The 18,690-nt window shown below is 39.3% G+C and carries 16 protein-coding genes; 15 read left to right on the forward strand and 1 reads right to left on the reverse strand.

The window, feature by feature from the left end; all coding sequences use genetic code 11:
- Positions 1 to 2,324: family 78 glycoside hydrolase catalytic domain (locus N824_RS11200; RefSeq protein ID WP_048905252.1), on the reverse strand; the 2,324-nt coding region annotated here is incomplete at its 3' end.
- A 119-nt stretch (positions 2,325 to 2,443) separates the two neighbouring features.
- On the opposite strand from N824_RS11200, the gene N824_RS11205 reads away from it, so the two are divergent.
- The 15 genes from N824_RS11205 to N824_RS11280 all read left to right on the forward strand — a co-directional run bounded on the left by N824_RS11205 (position 2,444) and on the right by N824_RS11280 (position 18,672).
- Positions 2,444 to 3,340, forward strand: a complete 897-nt coding sequence (locus tag N824_RS11205; protein ID WP_048905253.1) for a MerR family transcriptional regulator — start codon at positions 2,444 to 2,446, stop codon at positions 3,338 to 3,340.
- Positions 3,330 to 4,829, forward strand: a complete 1,500-nt coding sequence (locus N824_RS11210) for an NAD(P)/FAD-dependent oxidoreductase (protein WP_048905254.1) — start codon at positions 3,330 to 3,332, stop codon at positions 4,827 to 4,829. The genes N824_RS11205 and N824_RS11210 overlap by 11 nt, the downstream gene beginning before the upstream one ends.
- 2 nt (positions 4,830 to 4,831) lie before the next feature.
- Positions 4,832 to 5,668 (forward strand): phytoene/squalene synthase family protein, encoded by an 837-nt coding sequence (locus tag N824_RS11215; protein ID WP_048905255.1) that lies wholly within the window; start codon positions 4,832 to 4,834, stop codon positions 5,666 to 5,668.
- Positions 5,669 to 5,721: 53 nt separating this feature from the next.
- Positions 5,722 to 6,171 carry a hypothetical protein gene (locus N824_RS11220; RefSeq protein ID WP_161662298.1) on the forward strand — a complete coding sequence of 150 codons (450 nt, stop codon included), beginning with the start codon at positions 5,722 to 5,724 and terminating at the stop codon, positions 6,169 to 6,171.
- Position 6,172: 1 nt separating this feature from the next.
- Positions 6,173 to 6,721 carry an isopentenyl-diphosphate Delta-isomerase gene (idi, locus tag N824_RS11225; protein ID WP_048905257.1) on the forward strand — a complete coding sequence of 183 codons (549 nt, stop codon included), beginning with the start codon at positions 6,173 to 6,175 and terminating at the stop codon, positions 6,719 to 6,721.
- Between the two features lie 463 nt (positions 6,722 to 7,184).
- Entirely contained in the window at positions 7,185 to 7,901 is a 717-nt protein-coding gene (locus tag N824_RS11235; RefSeq protein ID WP_048905259.1) for a lycopene cyclase domain-containing protein, read from the forward strand.
- 48 nt (positions 7,902 to 7,949) lie between these two features.
- On the forward strand, positions 7,950 to 9,143 hold the full coding sequence (gene fabV / locus N824_RS11240; RefSeq protein WP_048905318.1) for an enoyl-ACP reductase FabV: 1,194 nt from the start codon (positions 7,950 to 7,952) through the stop codon (positions 9,141 to 9,143).
- 63 nt (positions 9,144 to 9,206) lie between these two features.
- Positions 9,207 to 9,677: a hypothetical protein gene (locus tag N824_RS11245; protein WP_048905260.1), complete on the forward strand. Its 471-nt coding sequence runs from the start codon at positions 9,207 to 9,209 to the stop codon at positions 9,675 to 9,677.
- A 236-nt stretch (positions 9,678 to 9,913) separates the two neighbouring features.
- Positions 9,914 to 12,148 carry a beta-N-acetylhexosaminidase gene (locus N824_RS11250; RefSeq protein ID WP_048905261.1) on the forward strand — a complete coding sequence of 745 codons (2,235 nt, stop codon included), beginning with the start codon at positions 9,914 to 9,916 and terminating at the stop codon, positions 12,146 to 12,148.
- Between the two features lie 9 nt (positions 12,149 to 12,157).
- A complete protein-coding gene (locus N824_RS11255) occupies positions 12,158 to 12,955 on the forward strand; it encodes a HipA family kinase (RefSeq protein ID WP_048905262.1) in 798 nt (265 codons plus the stop codon).
- A complete protein-coding gene (locus N824_RS11260; protein ID WP_048905263.1) occupies positions 12,933 to 13,319 on the forward strand; it encodes a DUF3037 domain-containing protein in 387 nt (128 codons plus the stop codon). Before N824_RS11255 ends, N824_RS11260 begins: the two co-directional genes overlap by 23 nt.
- Positions 13,319 to 15,226, forward strand: coding sequence for an AAA domain-containing protein (locus tag N824_RS11265; protein WP_048905264.1), 1,908 nt, complete (start codon positions 13,319 to 13,321; stop codon positions 15,224 to 15,226). The genes N824_RS11260 and N824_RS11265 overlap by 1 nt, the downstream gene beginning before the upstream one ends.
- A 75-nt stretch (positions 15,227 to 15,301) precedes the next feature.
- Positions 15,302 to 16,111: a serine O-acetyltransferase EpsC gene (gene epsC, locus N824_RS11270; RefSeq protein WP_200869866.1), complete on the forward strand. Its 810-nt coding sequence runs from the start codon at positions 15,302 to 15,304 to the stop codon at positions 16,109 to 16,111.
- Between the two features lie 50 nt (positions 16,112 to 16,161).
- Positions 16,162 to 17,034, forward strand: coding sequence for a cysteine synthase CysM (cysM, locus tag N824_RS11275; protein ID WP_048905266.1), 873 nt, complete (start codon positions 16,162 to 16,164; stop codon positions 17,032 to 17,034).
- 141 nt (positions 17,035 to 17,175) lie between these two features.
- A complete protein-coding gene (locus tag N824_RS11280; RefSeq protein WP_048905267.1) occupies positions 17,176 to 18,672 on the forward strand; it encodes a tagaturonate reductase in 1,497 nt (498 codons plus the stop codon).
- Positions 18,673 to 18,690 lie beyond the last annotated feature (18 nt).

Here is an 18,690-nt window from a genome sequence, read left to right on the forward strand (position 1 = left end):
CCATAACCTGGTACATCCGAGCTGCTGTTCATATCGTAAATTACATCCGAACGACCAGCATCGTCTAACACCTTAAGTACATAGCGGTAGCCAATATCGCCAGCTGTAAGACTGTTTTTTCTTCCTTTAATCTCCTTCACCAGATTAGCTATAACCGCCTCTTTATATTCAGGTTCTACCAGATTCATATAAGCTGCCATCGCATAGGCTGTTTGACTTCCGGTTGAATATTGTTTGGTTTGTTTATTAAAGAAAGTAGTGTTGAAGGCATTTTTAACCGCTAAAGCCAAATCGCTATATTTCTTGGAGTCTTCCGTTTTACCAAGCAGCTTCGCAACTTTACTAATGATTTCAATATCATAATAATAAATAGCGGTAGCGGTAAATTTCTTTGGAGTAAGTTGCGCTTCGCCTGGCGAGTTAGGCCCTATGTCAAACCAGTCGCCCAAACCATGGTCAAGCATATGGTTAGTCGCTTTTGTGCCCAGATAAGCGATATATTTTTGCATCATCGGATAGCTTTCTTCAAGCACATCCTTATCGCCATACCATTTGTAAACATACCAAGGTAAGATCACACCACTACTTCCCCATTCAGGTGAGTCACGGAAGCCACCATCAAAATGTGTGTACTCAGGTGCAATATCCGGAATCAATCCATCAGCTGTTTGTGCTGCTATCATATCTCTGATTATCTTTCTGCACAGCGATGCTACGTTATAGTTGTACTGTACCGATCCACCCATAAGGTGAGCCTCTTCAAGCCACCCTAATTTTTCACGGTGCGGACAATCTGTAAAAACGCTCACCATATTACTTTTAATTGCCCAGTCTATTAATTTAAAAGTCTTGTTAAACAATTCATTTGATGAATTGAAATTGCCAATATTTTCTGCGGCATTTCTCAGGTGTAGGCTTCTTAAAGAGGTTAATACAGGCAAATTGTTCGGGTTTTCTTCTTTTTCCGGAACAGCCCCTTCAACCTGCAAATATCTAAAGCCATAGTAAGTAAAGCGCGGCTGCCATTTCTCATTTCCATCTCCTTTTAGAGTATAATCATAATAATGCGGCACCCCGGATGCAGATTGGTTAACAGTTCCATCCGGATTTAACAGTTCAGCAGGAGTAATCCGTACTACCGCACCCTTTTTGCCATTGGTCTCCATTGCAGGGATTGCCGAAGCATTTTGACCCATGTCGTAAACCCATGTGCCAGGCTTAGGATTTGATATTTTAACAGGAGTAAAGGTTTCAAATAGCTTTACAGGCTCTGCCGTTTGCGAGTTTAAAACAGGAGGACCACTTACTACAACGGCCTTTCTCCATTTCGCATCATCAAACCCTGTCTTGTCCCAGTTATTCTGTTCAAGGGAGGCATTGTAATCCTCGCCGCCATAAATACTGGTGGTGGTTATTGGTGATGGAGAAGTCTTCCATTGCTCATCACTAACAATATTTTCGGTACTGCCATCACTATACTCTAATAAAACCCTGCAAATTAACTTAGGGAATCCATAAGCCCCTGTGAGTTTTCTGTATCGATCATCTCTTGGTATAAAATAGAAGCCATTGCCCAATATTACTCCTAAAGCATTTTCCCCTTTTTTGAGCTGATCTGTTATGTCAAACGTTACATATAGCGCATGTTTGTCATATTGTGTCCATCCGGCATCCAGCATATGATCACCTACTTTTACGCCATTAAGGCTTAGGTCAAAGTGTCCAAGCCCTGAAATAAATGCAGTGGCTTTTTTTAATTTGCCCTTTACCAGGAATTCTTTCCTCAAAAGAGGAAGGATGTCATTCTTGGGCAGAAAATCTCCTCTCAAATGTACAGCCGGAACAATGCGTTCTGCTTCAGGCATCTGCTCATAAGCAATCCATCTGGCACCCTTCCAATCCTCTTTTTTTATCAGACCCATTTGCCATAATGCGGTTTTGCTCCATGACGATACATTTCCATAATTGTCCCATATCTTAACTTTCCAATAATAGGTTTTTGCAGGCAATAAAACCTTTCCCTTGTAGGAGACCTGTATGGATTGATTGGATTTTATCTTTTTAGAATCCCATATGTTTCCAACATTTTTATTCAGATCAGTCAAATTATCGGTGACAAGCACCTGCCATGCGGCTTGATGTGTATTTCTGCGTGATGAGGCGATCAGCCAGCTTAGCTTAGGTGTTTGGGATGTAACGCCCAGCGGATTATTGGCGTATTCACAGGTTAATGTGTTTGGCTGCAGAATACCCCTGGCAGATATTAAAAATGGAAAGCAGGACAATATTAAGCAGAAAAAAAGAATTAATGGTCTAGGTTTCATGTAAATAAAAATGCATGTTCTTTTATTCATATCAAAATCATAAATAAAGTGTGTTGAAAACAATCATAACTTTTAGTATGTTTGTCTAGATAATTTTAAATTTATTTAGACAAATAAGAATGTATTCTATCTCTGAACTTGAACAACTTTCTGGTGTACAGACGCATACCATTAGAATATGGGAAAGTAGATACAATGCGCTTACCCCGATGCGTTCGGCTGGAAATACACGTTTTTATGATGATGACCAACTTCGGAAATTATTGAACATAGTGAGTCTTAGCCAGTCTGGTTTAAAAATATCTCAAGTATGTGCACTTTCCGAGCAGGAAATCGACAGCTTGTTAAAACAGGAAATCGACAATACTGTTTCCCCGGATTCAAATTGCGAATTCTATATATCACAATTGCTTGCCTTTGGCCTTGCATACAATGAAAGGGAATTTGACGGGTTAATTTCAAAATGTATAGCCGATTACGGTTTATCATTTGCTTACAAGAATGTTATCTATCCGCTGCTTGTTAGACTCGGACTCATGTGGCGAAGGGACAACATTTGTCCGGCTCAGGAGCATTTTTTATCCAATATCATCAGGCAAAAAATATTTGCTGCCATTAATCAAATTCCGTTAAAGGCCAAAACAAAATCTACCTGGCTATTATTTTTACCTGAGGATGAAGACCATGACATTGGTTTGCTGTTTGCAAATTATATTCTTAGAAGTTACGGTCAAAAGGTGATCTTCCTCGGTGGAAGGGTGCCGTTTGAATCTCTTAAGGATGCAATGCTTCACAATGAGGTTGATCATATGCTGCTCTTTTTGGTACGCTCGAGGCCGGTTACCAACGCAAATGAATACCTAGATCAGCTGACTGAACACTTTCAACAAACCAAAATACATATCGCTGGAAATAGTAAGCTTATTCCTGAGTTAACGCTCAAGAGGAATGTTAGCGCTATTCAATCGATTGAAGCATTCGAAGAAACAATTAAAGCTATAAAACATGCCAGCTAAACCAAATGATCATAGTTCCAAAATTGCTGTCATAGGCTCAGGCTTTGCGGGGTTAAGTGCTGCCGCGTATATGGCCAAGGCTGGGTATAATGTCGATGTTTATGAAAAGAACGAACAGTTAGGAGGGCGGGCCAGACAGCTGATTACCGAAAATGGTTATTTATTCGATATGGGCCCGAGCTGGTATTGGATGCCCGATGTTTTTGAAAAGTTTTTTAATGATTTTGGTTATACATCCAGCGATTTTTATGAGCTCGAAGCCTTAGATCCTGGTTTTTCTATCGTTTATAGCGAAAATGAGGTGGTCGATATCCCTTCAGATTACGAAGGTATAAGGAATTTGTTTGAATCAATTGAACCCGGGAGTGCCCTGAAGCTCGATCAGTTTTTAACAGAAGCAGAATTTAAATACAAGGTAGGAATGGAAAAACTAGTGTATAAACCAGGTTTGTCCTTAACTGAATTTGCGGATGTTGATCTGATGAAAGGAGTATTTAAGCTTCAGGTATTTACTTCCTTCAGTAAACATGTAAAAAAGTTTTTTAAGCACCCTAAATTGATTGCTTTGATGGAGTTTCCGGTACTTTTTTTAGGTGCAATGCCCCAGGATACCCCGGCACTGTATAGTCTAATGAACTACGCCGGTTTAAAGTTGGGAACATGGTACCCTAAGGGAGGTTTTTCCAGTGTTATAAAGGCTATGAAAACAGTGGCTGAAAGGCAGGGCGTTAATTTTTATTTCAGTAAGCCAATAGTGGATCTCACCGTTCATAACAGATTGATTACTGAAATAGGTCTTAAAGATGAAAGAAAGACGTATGACGGTATTATTGCTGCCGGGGATTATCATCATATCGAAGAAAAACTCCTTGGTCACCAATACCGAAATTATAGTAATGCTTATTGGGATAAACGTGTCTTAGCTCCTTCATGTCTGATATTTTATATAGGTATAAATCGCAGGATAGACAAATTAAAGCACCACACTTTATTTTTTGATGAAGACCTGAAACAGCATGCTTTAGAAATCTATAAACAGCCCGCATGGCCTTCAAAGCCTCTTTTTTATGTTTGTTGCCCTTCAAAAACAGAAACCGGACTGGCGCCAGAGGGACATGAGAATTTGTTCATCCTGATGCCCCTTGCACCGGGACTGGAAGATGGTGAAATACTAAGGGAAAAATACTTCGGATTGATCCTTAATCGCCTGGAAAAATATACTGGTAATCCTATAAGAGAGCATCTTGATTACAAGAAAAGTTATTGTGTTTCTGATTTTATAGCCGATTACAACTCCTATAAAGGCAATGCATATGGATTGGCAAATACCTTAATGCAAACAGCCAACTTAAAACCCTCACTTAAGAATAATAAAATAGACAATCTTTTTTATGCCGGACAGTTAACCGTTCCCGGCCCTGGTGTTCCACCATCAATTATTTCTGGTAATGTAGCCGCCGGGCAACTTGTTAAGTACTTTAATCACTGATTATGAAAGAGATTTTTGATAAACTATCTGCAGAGTGCAGTAAAATAACTACTCAGAGATATAGTACAAGTTTTTCACTTGGCATTTATTTTTTAAGTAAAAAACTAAGGAAACACATTTATGCTATTTATGGCTTTGTTCGCCTGGCCGATGAAATCGTCGATAGTTTTCACAACTATGATAAAAAAAGGTTGCTTGAAAAATTCAGACGGGATTGTTTCGAAGCGATTGGGGCCGGGATAAGTATGAATCCTGTTTTGAATTCATTTCAGCAAACTGTTAATCAATATCAGATTACCGATAACCTGATCGATCTGTTTCTAAAAAGTATGGAAATGGATCTGGAACAGAATACCTATACGCAGGAAAAATATGACGAATACATTTTAGGTTCGGCACAGGTAGTTGGATTAATGTGCCTAAAGGTTTTTACAGAAGGTGATGATAATGAGTATAACAGGCTTAAAGAATCTGCTATGAAATTGGGATCTGCTTTTCAGAAAGTTAATTTTTTAAGGGATGTTAAGGCCGATTATAATAACCTTAGCCGAACGTATTTTCCGGGTGTAAATCTTTCCAGTTTTTCAAATGCTGATAAAAAAATGATCGAAGAGGATATCGAGAATGAGTTTAAGGCTGCTCTTGTGGGGATCAAACAATTGCCTTCTTCTTCAAGAAGAGGAGTTTATCTTGCCTATATTTACTATAGGGAATTATTTCATAAAATAAAAAGAACTACTGCTGAGTGCGTAATGTCTGAACGGATAAGAATTTCCACCGGTCATAAAATTGGTTTAATGTGCGATTCAATCATCAGATATAAATTAAATGCTTTATGAGGGTTTTTATGTTATTTATGATTTTTATTTCATTTTTGCCATGTAAAATCAGTGTGGCTGACGAACTGAATTTGTCTGAATTACGAAATTTGTATTACAGAGCGGCCGAAAATAAGGAATCTGCTTTCAGACTTTCCGGAATGCTTAAAACCGTCAACACCGGTTCTCCCTCAATTCTGGTGTGTTATAAAGGCGTATCTGAAATGATGGAAGCTAAATATTTAATAAATCCGTTTAATAAACTAAGTAAATTTAAAAACGGAAGAAAGTTAATTGAACATGCGGTAAAGACCAACCCTGATCACGTTGAAATCAGGTTTTTAAGGTTTTGCATTCAAACAAATCTTCCGGGTTTCCTGGGATATAAGGATCATATAAAGGGAGATAAAGTTTTTTTGATAGGTCAGGTAAACAAAATAAATGACGCTGAACTTAAACAAAAAGTGAAAGAATACTTGTTTAATTCTAAATATTGTTCTTCAGAAGAACTGAAAAAGATATAAGATGATAGAAAACGAAATACAGCGTGAAAACGTAATTCTTGTGGATGAGCATGACAACATTATTGGAACAATGCCTAAAATGGAGGCGCATCTTAAGGGAAGGCTTCATAGGGCGTTTTCTGTGTTTGTATTCAATAGTGATGGCCAATTGCTCTTGCAGCAAAGAGCGGAGGATAAATATCACTCGGGTGGGAAATGGACCAACACTTGCTGTAGTCATCAGCGCCTGGGGGAGCAAAGCATTGATGCCGCTAATCGCAGGCTAAAAGAGGAAATGGGAATGGAGTGTGTACTCAACTACGGTTTCAATTTTACCTACCATGCAGAATTGGCCAACGGAATTTCGGAGAACGAATTTGATCACGTATTCTTTGGCATAAGCGATGCAATACCTCAGCCTGATCAAACAGAGGTGGCGGCATTCAGGTATATGGATATGGAGACTTTAGCGCAGGATATCTCAAAACATCCCGAAATTTATACCGAATGGTTAAAGATTTGTTTTAATCAGATTATGGATTATTATAACAGATTTATTTTAGTAGAATGAACAGCTGGCTTCTGAATTTTCTAGTGGCAACGGGAACTTTTATTGCGATGGAAGGGGTAGCCTGGTTTACACATAAGTATATCATGCATGKMYTGYKCWKKTYANTRYRYWAWKATCATCATCATAAAGACCATGATGGTTTTCTGGAAAGGAACGATTTCTTCTTCCTGATTTTCGCAATACCAGGTATAATTTGCCTAGCATTAGGATCCTTTTACGGTGTATCCGTAGCTTTTTGGATCGGTATTGGAATAACGCTATATGGTGCAGCATATTTTTTTGTTCACGACATTTTTATTCATCAGCGCTTCAAGATATTTAGAAATTCAGAACATTGGTACTTTAAGGCCATTAGAAGAGCACATAAAATGCACCATAAACACCTTACTAAAGAGCGGGGAGAATGCTTTGGTATGCTCTGGGTGCCCTTCAAATATTTTTTCAGCAGTAAAAGAACAACATCATGAAGTATACCTATTTACTTATTGATTTTTTCACCATCATCATTCCATTTATATTTTCATTTCATCCGAAGCTGAATTTTTATAAAACCTGGAAAGCCTTTTTCCCGGCAGTAATAATAACCGGTATCATTTTTATATTGTGGGATGTATACTTTACCAGCTTAGGAGTCTGGGGCTTTAACTCAAGGTATCTTATTGGATTAACAATAGGGAATATGCCTGTCGAAGAAATCCTTTTTTTCTTTTGCATTCCTTATTCTTGCGTTTTTACCTACCATTGCCTTGACCTATGGATAGAAAGAACTTTACCTCAAAGAATGGAGTTAGTGTTAACTACTTTGTTGATCATCGTCTTTACAACAACGGGTATTTTGTTGAACGATAAGATTTATAGTATGGTAACTTTTATAGGTTTGGCCATACTCATTTCCTTCGCAAAATATGTACTTAAAGTGAGTTGGTTATCAAAGTTTTACCTGATCTATGGTATACTGCTAATTCCCTTTGTCATTGTGAATGGAATGCTTACCGGGACCGGGCTCGAGGAACCTGTAGTGTGGTATAACCAGGCTCAGATTATAGGGGCTAGAATTCTGACCATTCCTGTAGAAGACGTGTTTTATGGCATGGCTCTAATCCTTATGAACCTTTTAATATATCTTCATTTGAAGATTAAATATCAGTTAATCAGTGGGTATTCAGGTAAACCCATATAGGTAATGCAAAAAAACCTTAATATTGTCAATCAAAAGAAAAATAGATTTATGATTATAGAACCTAGAATGCGCGGGTTTATTTGCCTTACGGCACATCCAAAAGGATGCGAGCAAAATGTAATAAACCAGATCAACTATGTAAAGTCAAAAGGTGAAATTGAAGGCCCTAAAAAGGTTCTTGTAATTGGTGCCTCTACAGGATTTGGATTAGCATCAAGAATAACAAGCGCGTTTGGATCTGGCGCTGCCACCGTTGGTGTTTATTTTGAAAAACCACCTGCACCGGGTAAAACGGCTTCACCGGGATGGTATAACACTGCTGCATTTGAAGAACAGGCTCAAAAAGCCGGTTTATATGCTAAAAGCGTAAATGGCGATGCCTTTTCTACTGAAATAAAACAAAAAGTAATTGACCTGATCAAAGCTGATCTAGGACAAATTGATCTTGTAGTCTATAGTCTGGCATCTCCTAAAAGAATTCATCCAGTAACCGGTGTAGTTCATAATTCGGTTTTAAAACCAATTGGTGGGACCACATTTACCAACAAGACTGTCGATTTCCATACCGGAATAGTTTCTGAGGTTTCGATTGCACCGGCAAATGAAGAGGAAATAGAAAATACTGTTGCCGTTATGGGTGGCGAAGATTGGGGTATGTGGATTGATGAATTAAAAGCTGCAAATTTGTTGGCTCCAGAAGCTATTACAGTTGCCTATTCATACATCGGCCCTGCAGTTACTGAAGCGGTTTATCGCAAAGGAACGATTGGCAGAGCGAAGGATCATTTGGAAGCTACAGCCTTTGCTATATCTGACAAGCTGAAAGACATTAATGGAAAAGCATTTGTTTCTGTAAACAAAGCACTGGTTACTCAGGCAAGTTCTGCTATACCGGTTATTCCTTTATACATTTCGCTGCTTTATAAAATCATGAAAGAGAACGGTACGCACGAAGGATGTATTGAGCAGATGCAACGTTTATTCGCTGAGCGTTTATACAATAAAGATGGTATCGCTACCGATGAGCAGGGCAGAATCCGTGTAGATGATTTAGAAATGGATAGCGATGTACAAGGCGAAGTTGCAGCGCTTTGGGCCCAGGCAACTGAAGAAACACTACCTAAAATCGGTGACCTTGCCGGTTATAAGAGAGATTTCTTAAACCTGTTCGGCTTTGATGTTGACGGTATCGATTATACAAAAGATACTGACGAGATGGTTGCTGTTCCCGGATTGGTTTAAATTTTTTAATGGTGTAGCGTTTGTTCGTAAATATTGGTATAGGTTAAAACTAATGAGATAATTATGAGAACCAAACCATTAAAACTATTGATCCTTTTCTGCTTTCTTACAGTTGCTGCCATGTTTAGCGGCTGTGAAAAGAAAACAGACCAGGATAAATTGAAAATCAGCTACGGAACATCGTTTGGCATGTGTGTGGGTTATTGCAACAGCCAGCTATTTATTTCAAATGCAAAAATGGAGTTAAAGAAATACGAAAACAAACCGAATGCAGTTCCAAAAGTATGTACAGGTGAGATGGCAGAAGCGGATTGGTCTAAACTTGCCGATAGTATTGATCTAAGTGTTTTTAATCAGTTAAAAGAGTCTTATGGTTGTCCGGACTGCGCCGATGGCGGTGCCGAATGGATTCAGATAGAATATGGAGATAAAAAACATAAGGTTACTTTTGAGTATGGAAAGGAACCAGATGAAGTTAAACCATACATTTCTATTTTAAGGGCACGGTTTGCCACTTTTAAAGACTGCGAATAGCGATCATTGCGATGACCGAAAAGTTCAAAATAGAGGATGTGAAAACATCCTCTATTTTTATTTGTTTTTTACGCAAACGGTTGCATTAACTTATGCAAACGTTTGTTTGCCTTTTCGCTAAAATCCTCATTATTTTCTCTTAAAATAATTGATTAACATTGTGTTAAGGGGACTAATTGCTTTCAATATCAAGCTGGTTCCTGAACCTAAACACACAACCTAAACTAAATATTACCATGAAGACCAGACTAACCAAATGGGTGATGCTCGGCGTACTGCTAATCAGTTCACTATCCATGTATGCTCAGTTCAATATTATCCCTCTTCCATCAAGTGTAAAAGAAAATGGAGCCTCATTTACACTTAACGGTCAAACAAAAATATATTACGAGAAGGGCTTAAAACAACAGGCAGAACTACTTTATGCAGCATTATCGCCTGCAACAGGTTTTGATTTCGAAGTTTCAGATCAGCAAAAAGCTGCAAAAAATATAATCGTGCTAAAGGTTAACAAAGGAGGTACTCCACTAGCCAAAACCGATGCGCTAAATAAAGAAAGCTATAAATTAAGCGTTAAAAACGATGTAATAACCATTGAGGGTACTAGCCATGTTGGCGTTTTTTACGGTACACAAACCCTGTTACAGATGCTGCCTGCAGAGATTTATAACAAACAACTTCAAAGAAAAACCATTTGGAAAATTAAAGGGGCAGAGATTGCAGATGCACCTTCTTACGAATGGAGGGGAATGATGCTTGATGTTGCCCGTTATTTCTTCGGAAAGCATTTCGTGCTTAAGTTTATCGACATGATGGCGATGTATAAAATGAACGTTTTACATTTCCACCTTACAGACGATGCCGGATGGCGCTTAGAAATTAAAAAATATCCAAAGCTGACTTCTGTAGGTGCATGGCGAGGTGAGGGTGCAGAACGTACTGGCGGCTATTACACCCAGGAAGATATTAAAGAAATAGTAGCCTATGCTACTGCCAGAAACGTAGATGTTATTCCGGAGATCGAAGTACCGGCCCATGCTTTAGCTTCGATAGCTGCTTATCCAGATTTGTGCTGTACTGGTGAACAATATACGGTTCAAACCCAGCATTCTATTAGCAAAGAGATTTACTGCGTTGGTAAAGAATCTACTTTTGATTTTCTGGCCGATGTGTTTAAAGAAACCTTTGCGTTGTTTCCTTCTAAATACATCCATATAGGTGGCGATGAAGCTCAATATGACCGTTGGAAAACCTGCCCGCATTGCCAAAAAAGAAAGAAAGAGCTTGGTGTTCAGACAGAAAAAGAGATGCAGGTTTATTTTAACCAGCGCATCCAGAAAATGGTAAAAGGATATGGTAAAACCATTGTTGGCTGGGACGAAATTATTGAAGACGGTTTAAAAGATAAAGCTGTCGGGATGATCTGGCATGATCAGAAAAAAGCCTTTAAAGCCTCAGAAGCCGGGCATTATTCAGTAATGGCATTAACGGGCTATTGCTATTTTGACGTTGCAGAGAGCAACATCCCGGGCGAGGTTAAAGCGGCAACATGGTTGCAGCCAATCTCCTTAGAAAAAGCTTACCAGTTAAACCCGATGCTCGAAGGTTTGGATCCTAAATACCGTCCGCAGATATTAGGAGCAGAGGCAACACTATGGTCAGATCAGTTTATTCACGGTACGGTGCTTCAGGAAATTGCAGCGATCAACGAAGATCGTTCAGAAAAATATTTTGAATACTTAACTTTCCCAAGAATGTCGGCCTTGGCAGAAGTTTGCTGGACACCGCATGAAAAACAAGCCTGGCCTGATTTCGAAAACAGGATAAGAACGCATTACAAACGTTACGACAACGCAGGTTATGGCTATCGTGTGCCTCTGCCTAAATTGATCAGCAATGAAAAAGTTACAAACGGCTTTACCATAAAACTGGAAAGTGATGTACAAGGCGCAGAGATCAGATATACTACAGATGGAACCCGTGCAAACGTATATTCTCCGGTTTATACACAGGCAGTTACTGTTCCTAAATTATCTAATTTTAGTGCAATTACTGTGGTAAACCGCAATCAATACTCGCTTCCGCTTTATTTTCCTGAGAAATACGACAAGTTTAAAAAGTACGGTCAATTGGTTGCCGAGTGGAAACCATCATCAGTAAAAGGAAAAGACTTTGGAACTTTTGAAATCAATGCAACCGGAAAGATCAATGAAAACGGCGAGTATGTACTTTCATTTTGGTATACAGAAGGTCATTCGCGTTTAGAGATCAAATCCGTTGAGCTTTATAAAAACGGTGTTAAGATAGCAGAGGATGTTCATGAAGGCTATACTGGATCTAGCGAGGAAAATAATCAATATAAATTTAAAGTTGATGCTTACGAAACAGGAGCGGCCTTTAGTATAAAAGCTGTGGTAAGGGGCGATGTTGACAATGATTCGAATGGTGCTGTTTTTATTAAAAAACAGTAATTTCGTGGCATGAATAAAATCCATCCTCAATTGAGGACTGTTAATGTAATTCGATATGTAACCCCTTTGCGCGAAGGAGGCTCCATGCCTGCCATTGCCGAGGCCGACGACGAATTTCTATATGTATTAAAGTTTCGGGGTGCCGGGCAGGGTATTAAAGCCCTTATTGCAGAAATTATTGGAGGCGAAATTGCCAGGGCACTTGGATTTAAAGTGCCCGAAATAGTTTTTGCAAATTTAGACGAGGCCTTTGGTCGTACCGAACCTGATGAAGAGATTCAAGACCTGCTTAAAGCCAGTATCGGCTTAAATTTAGCTTTGCACTATCTTTCGGGAGCAATAACTTTCGATCCAACGGTTACTACTGTTGATGCCAAATTAGCATCACAAATTGTATGGTTAGATTGTTTATTAACCAATATGGATCGTACAGTACGCAACACCAATATGCTGATCTGGCATAAAGAGTTGTGGCTGATAGACCATGGCGCATCTTTATACTTCCATCATTCAATGCAAAACTGGGAAGAACAGGCTGTAAGGCCGTTTGCACTAGTTAAGGATCATGTATTGCTGCCTCAGGCAAGCGAGCTAGAGGAAGTTGATGCAGCGTTTAAGACAATCCTAACTAACGAACTGATTAACTCGGTTGTATCATTGATTCCGGATCAGTGGCTGATAGATGAATCCGGTCAGGAAACTACAGAAGAACGCAGACAGGTTTATAGTCAATTCTTGATTTCAAGGGTTGTTAATTCAGAGGTTTTTGTAAAAGAAGCACAAAATGCAAGAGAGTCACTTATTTGAGTACGCCGTTATTCGTGTGGTTCCAAGGGTTGAACGCGAAGAATTCATTAATGTGGGTGTGGTGCTGTATTGTGCAAAACAAAAATTTTTAAAAGCGCTGACTTCTTTAGATGAAAGCAGGCTAGAGGTGTTTAAGGCTGATCTGGACTGTGATGTGCTAAAAGCCAATCTTATTGCTTTTGAGCGCATTTGTGCAGGAGAAAAGGATAGTGGCCCAATTGGTAAATTGGATTCGGCCTCGCGCTTTAGATGGCTTACTGCTACACGAAGTACTGTTGTGCAGGCATCAAAAGTACATCCCGGATTTTGTAAGGATGCAATGGAAACGCTTAATAAGCTGCACGAACAGCTTGTGCTTTTATAATGGAGTATTTTAAAAAGCTCCTCGATTTACTTAAAATTGAGCGACAGGAAGATCTTGATTCTTACCTGCGATTGACAGCATCGGCCTCAGTAGCTGACCGTCGTGAAAATGGATTAACATGGTATCCCATTGCTATTCGTGGTTCTGAAACGGGTAGGGGCGATTACCTTACTGTTGAGGTTGAACGTACTACCCATCATGATATTTCGCACCAGCTTAGGTTTGGTGCGTCGGCAATTTTGTTCTCTAATCACGATCCTAAAAATGACAGGGTCGAAGGAACAATTACCCATCAGAGCGGAAACAAGCTAAAAATAACACTGCTAACAGAAGAACTACCTGATTGGGCCAGTGATGGTAAATTGGGTATAGATCTGTTGTTTGACGACAATAGCTATAATGAAATGCAGAATGCGCTTAAACAAGCGCAGAAACCAAAAGAGAAAGCTGCAGATTCGGTTTTAACAGATGTATTAACAGGGCAAAAGGCACCTACGTTTGATACCAGTTTAACAAACATTGTTATCCCCAAGTTAAACCCTGTTCAGCAAAAAGCAGTTAACAAGATCTTGCAGGCGCAGGAGCTGGCTATAGTTCATGGCCCGCCGGGAACAGGTAAAACAACCACGCTTGTGCAAGCCATTAAAGCTTTAATTGCTAAAGATGGTCAGAAAGTACTGGTTGTTGCACCAAGCAACACAGCGGTAGACTTGCTAAGTGAAAAGCTTGCCGAGGAGGGACTGAATGTATTGCGTGTAGGTAATCCGGCAAGGGTTTCTGAACGTTTGGCGTCCTTAACCATGGATAGTAAAGTTGCTGAACATAGTGCAACCAAAGACTTGCGATCGCTTAAAAAACAGGCCAATGAGTACAAGAATATGGCTCATAAGTATAAGCGCAATTTCGGTCGTGCAGAGCAGCAACAACGCAAAGCGCTGTTTAATGAGGCGCACAAGATCATGAAAGAGGTGAACAATGCAGAGCAATATATTATTGATGATGTTGTAGCAAAAGCCCAGGTCATTACTGCTACCTTAATTGGCGCCAACCATTACACCGTTAGAGAGGTTAGGTATAAAACTGTTGTGATTGATGAAGCCGGACAAGCTTTGGAACCTGCTTGCTGGGTACCAATATTAAAGGCAGAAAAGGTAGTGCTGGCCGGCGATCATTGTCAGCTGCCACCAACCATTAAATCTACACAGGCGGCAAAAGATGGCCTAAGCAATACCTTAATGGAAAAATGTACGGTAATGCACCCAGAAGCTGTTGTTTTGTTAGAGGAGCAGTATAGAATGAATAGACAGATCATGGGCTACCCATCTTCAGTATTCTATAACAATAAATTAACCGCACATCCCAACGTCGCAGGCAGGCTGCTGTTTGCTGAAGAATCTCCACTAGAATTTATAGATACCGCAGGTTGCGGTTTTGACGAGAAACTGGAAGGAACCAGTACCACCAACCCCGAAGAGGCTGTGTTTTTATTGAAACATTTAACGCATCTGGTTGCCAAACTGAATGACCATTCTACGGTTGCCGGCTTTCCTACAATAGCCATTATCTCTCCATATAAACAACAGATTGCCATACTTAATGACCTGATCACAGGATCTGAAGAACTAATGGTGTACAGGAGTAAAATCAGTATTAATACCATTGATAGTTTCCAGGGGCAGGAGCGAGACATCGTTTACATTGGCTTAACCAGAAGCAATACAGATGGTGCAATAGGATTTTTGGCCGATACCAGAAGGATGAACGTGGCCATGACAAGGGCCAGAAAGAAACTGGTTGTTATTGGTGATAGTGCTACACTCTCCAGATCAGCATTTTATTCTGATTTTATCAGCTATGCTGAACAATGTAATGCCTACATAAGCGCATGGGAGTTTGTCGGTTTTTAATCACTTAAACTATGAAATTAGCAGGATTGTGATTAATTTCATTTCTTTACACTAAAATCAAACATCACTCTTAAAATGAACGAGGAATTTTATCTTCATATATATAACAAACAGCTTCAAATTGAGGCTGTGCCATCCAATCAGGAAGTTGCTGAATGGGCAATGAATTTAATGAATTTGTTGTATCCAGAGCGTTTAACCTCGCCGGATTATTCAATTAATGAGATTAAGCGTTTCTTTTTAAAACAAGAAAAAGAGCTGGTAAGAATATTAAATGCCACTAAAGCCTGCGAACATAGCGATAATGAAGCGATAGCCAGAAAGATTTTTGAGAGTGTACCGGAGTTGTACAGAAGAATGAATACAGATATTTCTGCAATTCTGGAGGGCGATCCGGCTGCTAAAAGTGAGTTTGAAATCATCAGAAGTTACCCCGGTTTCCTTGCAATTGCATTGTATAGAATTGCGCATGCGTTGTTACAAGCCGAAATTCCTATTGTACCCAGAATCCTTACCGAATATGCACATTCCATTACCGGTATAGATATTCACCCCGGTGCGGTAATAGGCGAGTATCTTTATATTGACCACGGTACAGGTCTGGTTATTGGAGAAACTACCGTTATAGGGAATTATGTAAAGCTATATCAGGGAGTAACCCTCGGGGCATTAAGCGTAGAGAAGTATATGGTGGGCATTAAAAGGCACCCAACAATAGAAGATCATGTAATTATTTATTCGGGCGCAACCATTTTAGGTGGCGATACGATTATCGGGCACGATTGTATTATAGGTGGAAACGTTTGGTTAACTAAAAGTGTGCCTCCACATTCAACCGTATATCATCAGTCGGCAGTTAAGGTTATCGAAACAAAGCAACCTTAAAAATTCAGTCTTTAATAAAATTGTAAATCAGAGTAAAGCGTAGTTTAATAATGGGAAATATTGTTGAGTTTGTTGGAAACACACCACTTGTAGAAATTCAGAGGTTACATACTAATCCGAACGTTAAAATTTTTGCCAAGCTAGAAGGGAACAATCCCGGAGGTAGTGTAAAAGACAGGGCAGCATTAAACATGATCCGCAGTGCAATGGATCGCGGAGACATTAAAAAAGGGACAAAACTGATTGAAGCCACAAGCGGAAATACAGGTATTGCCTTAGCCATGATTGCGTCTATTTATGATCTGGAAATTGAGCTGGTAATGCCTTCTAATTCAACACGCGAACGTACCCTAACTATGGAAGCATACGGGGCAAAGGTTACTTTGCTGGAATCTATTGAAGTATGCAGGGATTATGCAGAGGAGAAAGGCGCACAGCCGGGTTATTTCTTATTAAACCAGTTTTCTAATCCAGATAACTACCTGGCTCATTATAAAACCACCGGTCCTGAGATCTGGAAAGATACCAATCAGCAGATTACCCACTTTGTAAGCTCCATGGGCACAACCGGCAGTATTATGGGGAATTCCATGTTCTTAAAAGAGCAGAACCCCGATATACAGATCGTAGGTTGCCAGCCAACTGAAGAATCGTCGATTCCCGGAATCAGAAGATGGCCAGAAGCTTATCTGCCAAAGATCTTTGATCCGAGCAGGGTAGATAGGGTAATGGATGTTTCTCAGCAGGAAGCCACAGAATTTGCACGTAAACTTGCCAAAGTAGAAGGTATATTTGCAGGTATGAGTACCGGCGGTGCACTTGCCTGTTCATTAAGATTGGCCGAAGAACTGGAATCGGGACTAATTGTATTTATTGCATGTGATAGGGGCGACCGCTATTTGAGCAGTGATCTTTTTGGTTAGCGCACATTTTAAATTTCTTACAGATTTAGCAGCAATTGTAACAGATTGTAACGATAACGATTGCGTAAATAATTTCCTCTTAAAACATTCATTCTTTATAATATTTATGTAGAATTGTTTTAGACAGAGCGAAATTTCAACATGACTATTTCTAAAAATATTTTAAAGACCATAAAAAATGAAAACGTTATCATTCCAGATAACACATTACTAGATCTTCCTGAAAAGGTATTACAGTTTGGAACCGGTGTTTTATTACGCGGGCTTCCAGATTATTTTATTGATAAAGCCAACCGAAAAGGCGTATTTAATGGCAGGGTGGCTGTCGTTAAATCAACCAGTAAAGGTGATCTTAACGATTTTACTGAGCAAAATGGTTTATATACAATTTGTGTAAGAGGGCTGGAGAACGGACAAACTGTTAAAGAGAATATCATTTCTTCATCTATTAGCAGGGTATTATCGGCCGATAAGGAATGGAGCGAGATATTAAAAATCGGACAAGACCCTGCTTTACAGGTGGTTGTTTCCAATACAACCGAGGTGGGCATTATCTTGCTAAAAGAAAGTATAGATTTAGCCCCTCCGGTTTCTTTTCCAGCAAAGCTATTAGCTGTGCTTTATGCACGTTATAAAGCGCTTGGAGATAGCAATGCAGCGGATGTTGTGATTATAGCTACAGAACTAATCCCTGAAAATGGAAAGAAATTAGAATCAATTGTATTTGAACTGGCAGAATTTAATAAGCTTGAACCTGAATTTGTAAGCTGGCTTAAAGCACATGCTCATTTCTGCAATTCATTGGTTGATAGGATTGTTCCCGGAAAACCTGATGATGCTACTTTAGAGAAGCTTGAGGAACAGTTAGGTTACAGCGATAACCTACTGATCATGGCTGAACCTTACCGTTTATGGGCTATAGAAGGCGATGAAAAGGTAGCTAAGTTACTGAGCTTTAGAGAAGTTGATAAAGGTGTAATTGTAAAACCTGATATAGAAATATACAGGGAATTAAAAGTACGATTATTAAACGGCTCGCATACCTTATCATCTGGAATAGCCTATTTATCTGGTATCGATACGGTAACAAATGCGATGAATGATCAGGCCATAAAGAGCTATATTACAAAGGTAATGCAATCGGAAATTGTACCTGCAATACCATATGAAGTTCCCGGCGATGAGGCCATGGTTTTTTCGGCAGCTGTTCTGGATAGGTTTGCAAATCCATACATTAAACATTTGTGGATCAATATCACTTTTCAGTATACCATGAAAATGAAAATAAGGATATTACCTGTTTTAACTCAATATTACAAGCTATTTAATAAGGTTCCATCAAGTATTGCTTTCGGCTTTGCTGCATTCTTATGTTTCATGAGAACTCAAAAAAAGGAAGAAAATCAGTACTTTGGGCAACACGAAGGTAAGGAATACTTGATTACCGATGATCAGACTGCTTATTTCTATGAAAAAAGCAAGTTAGACGAAGCTGAGTATGTAAGCTCAGTATTATCAGATCAGCAGTTATGGGAAACCGACCTATCGAGCCTTAAAGATTTTATTAAAACAGTAGAAGAAAATTATAACAACATAAAAACCTTTGGCATTACAGAAGCACTAGCCAAAACAAAATAAAAACAACAACCCAACCAA

The organism is Pedobacter sp. V48 (assembly GCF_000523515.1).
Lineage (GTDB): Bacteria > Bacteroidota > Bacteroidia > Sphingobacteriales > Sphingobacteriaceae > Pedobacter.

Excerpts from the sequence above, each read along its gene's own strand:
- epsC (WP_200869866.1), top strand. The coding sequence starts at position 15,302 with ATGAACGAGGAATTTTATCTTCATATATATAACAAACAGCTTCAAATT.
- N824_RS11245 (WP_048905260.1), top strand. The coding sequence starts at position 9,207 with ATGAGAACCAAACCATTAAAACTATTGATCCTTTTCTGCTTTCTTACA.
- N824_RS11265 (WP_048905264.1), top strand. The coding sequence starts at position 13,319 with ATGGAGTATTTTAAAAAGCTCCTCGATTTACTTAAAATTGAGCGACAG.
- N824_RS11255 (WP_048905262.1), top strand. The coding sequence starts at position 12,158 with ATGAATAAAATCCATCCTCAATTGAGGACTGTTAATGTAATTCGATAT.
- N824_RS11210 (WP_048905254.1), top strand. The coding sequence starts at position 3,330 with ATGCCAGCTAAACCAAATGATCATAGTTCCAAAATTGCTGTCATAGGC.
- N824_RS11250 (WP_048905261.1), top strand. The coding sequence starts at position 9,914 with ATGAAGACCAGACTAACCAAATGGGTGATGCTCGGCGTACTGCTAATC.
- idi (WP_048905257.1), top strand. The coding sequence starts at position 6,173 with ATGATAGAAAACGAAATACAGCGTGAAAACGTAATTCTTGTGGATGAG.
- fabV (WP_048905318.1), top strand. The coding sequence starts at position 7,950 with ATGATTATAGAACCTAGAATGCGCGGGTTTATTTGCCTTACGGCACAT.
- N824_RS11280 (WP_048905267.1), top strand. The coding sequence starts at position 17,176 with ATGACTATTTCTAAAAATATTTTAAAGACCATAAAAAATGAAAACGTT.
- N824_RS11215 (WP_048905255.1), top strand. The coding sequence starts at position 4,832 with ATGAAAGAGATTTTTGATAAACTATCTGCAGAGTGCAGTAAAATAACT.
- N824_RS11260 (WP_048905263.1), top strand. The coding sequence starts at position 12,933 with ATGCAAGAGAGTCACTTATTTGAGTACGCCGTTATTCGTGTGGTTCCA.
- N824_RS11205 (WP_048905253.1), top strand. The coding sequence starts at position 2,444 with ATGTATTCTATCTCTGAACTTGAACAACTTTCTGGTGTACAGACGCAT.
- N824_RS11235 (WP_048905259.1), top strand. The coding sequence starts at position 7,185 with ATGAAGTATACCTATTTACTTATTGATTTTTTCACCATCATCATTCCA.
- cysM (WP_048905266.1), top strand. The coding sequence starts at position 16,162 with ATGGGAAATATTGTTGAGTTTGTTGGAAACACACCACTTGTAGAAATT.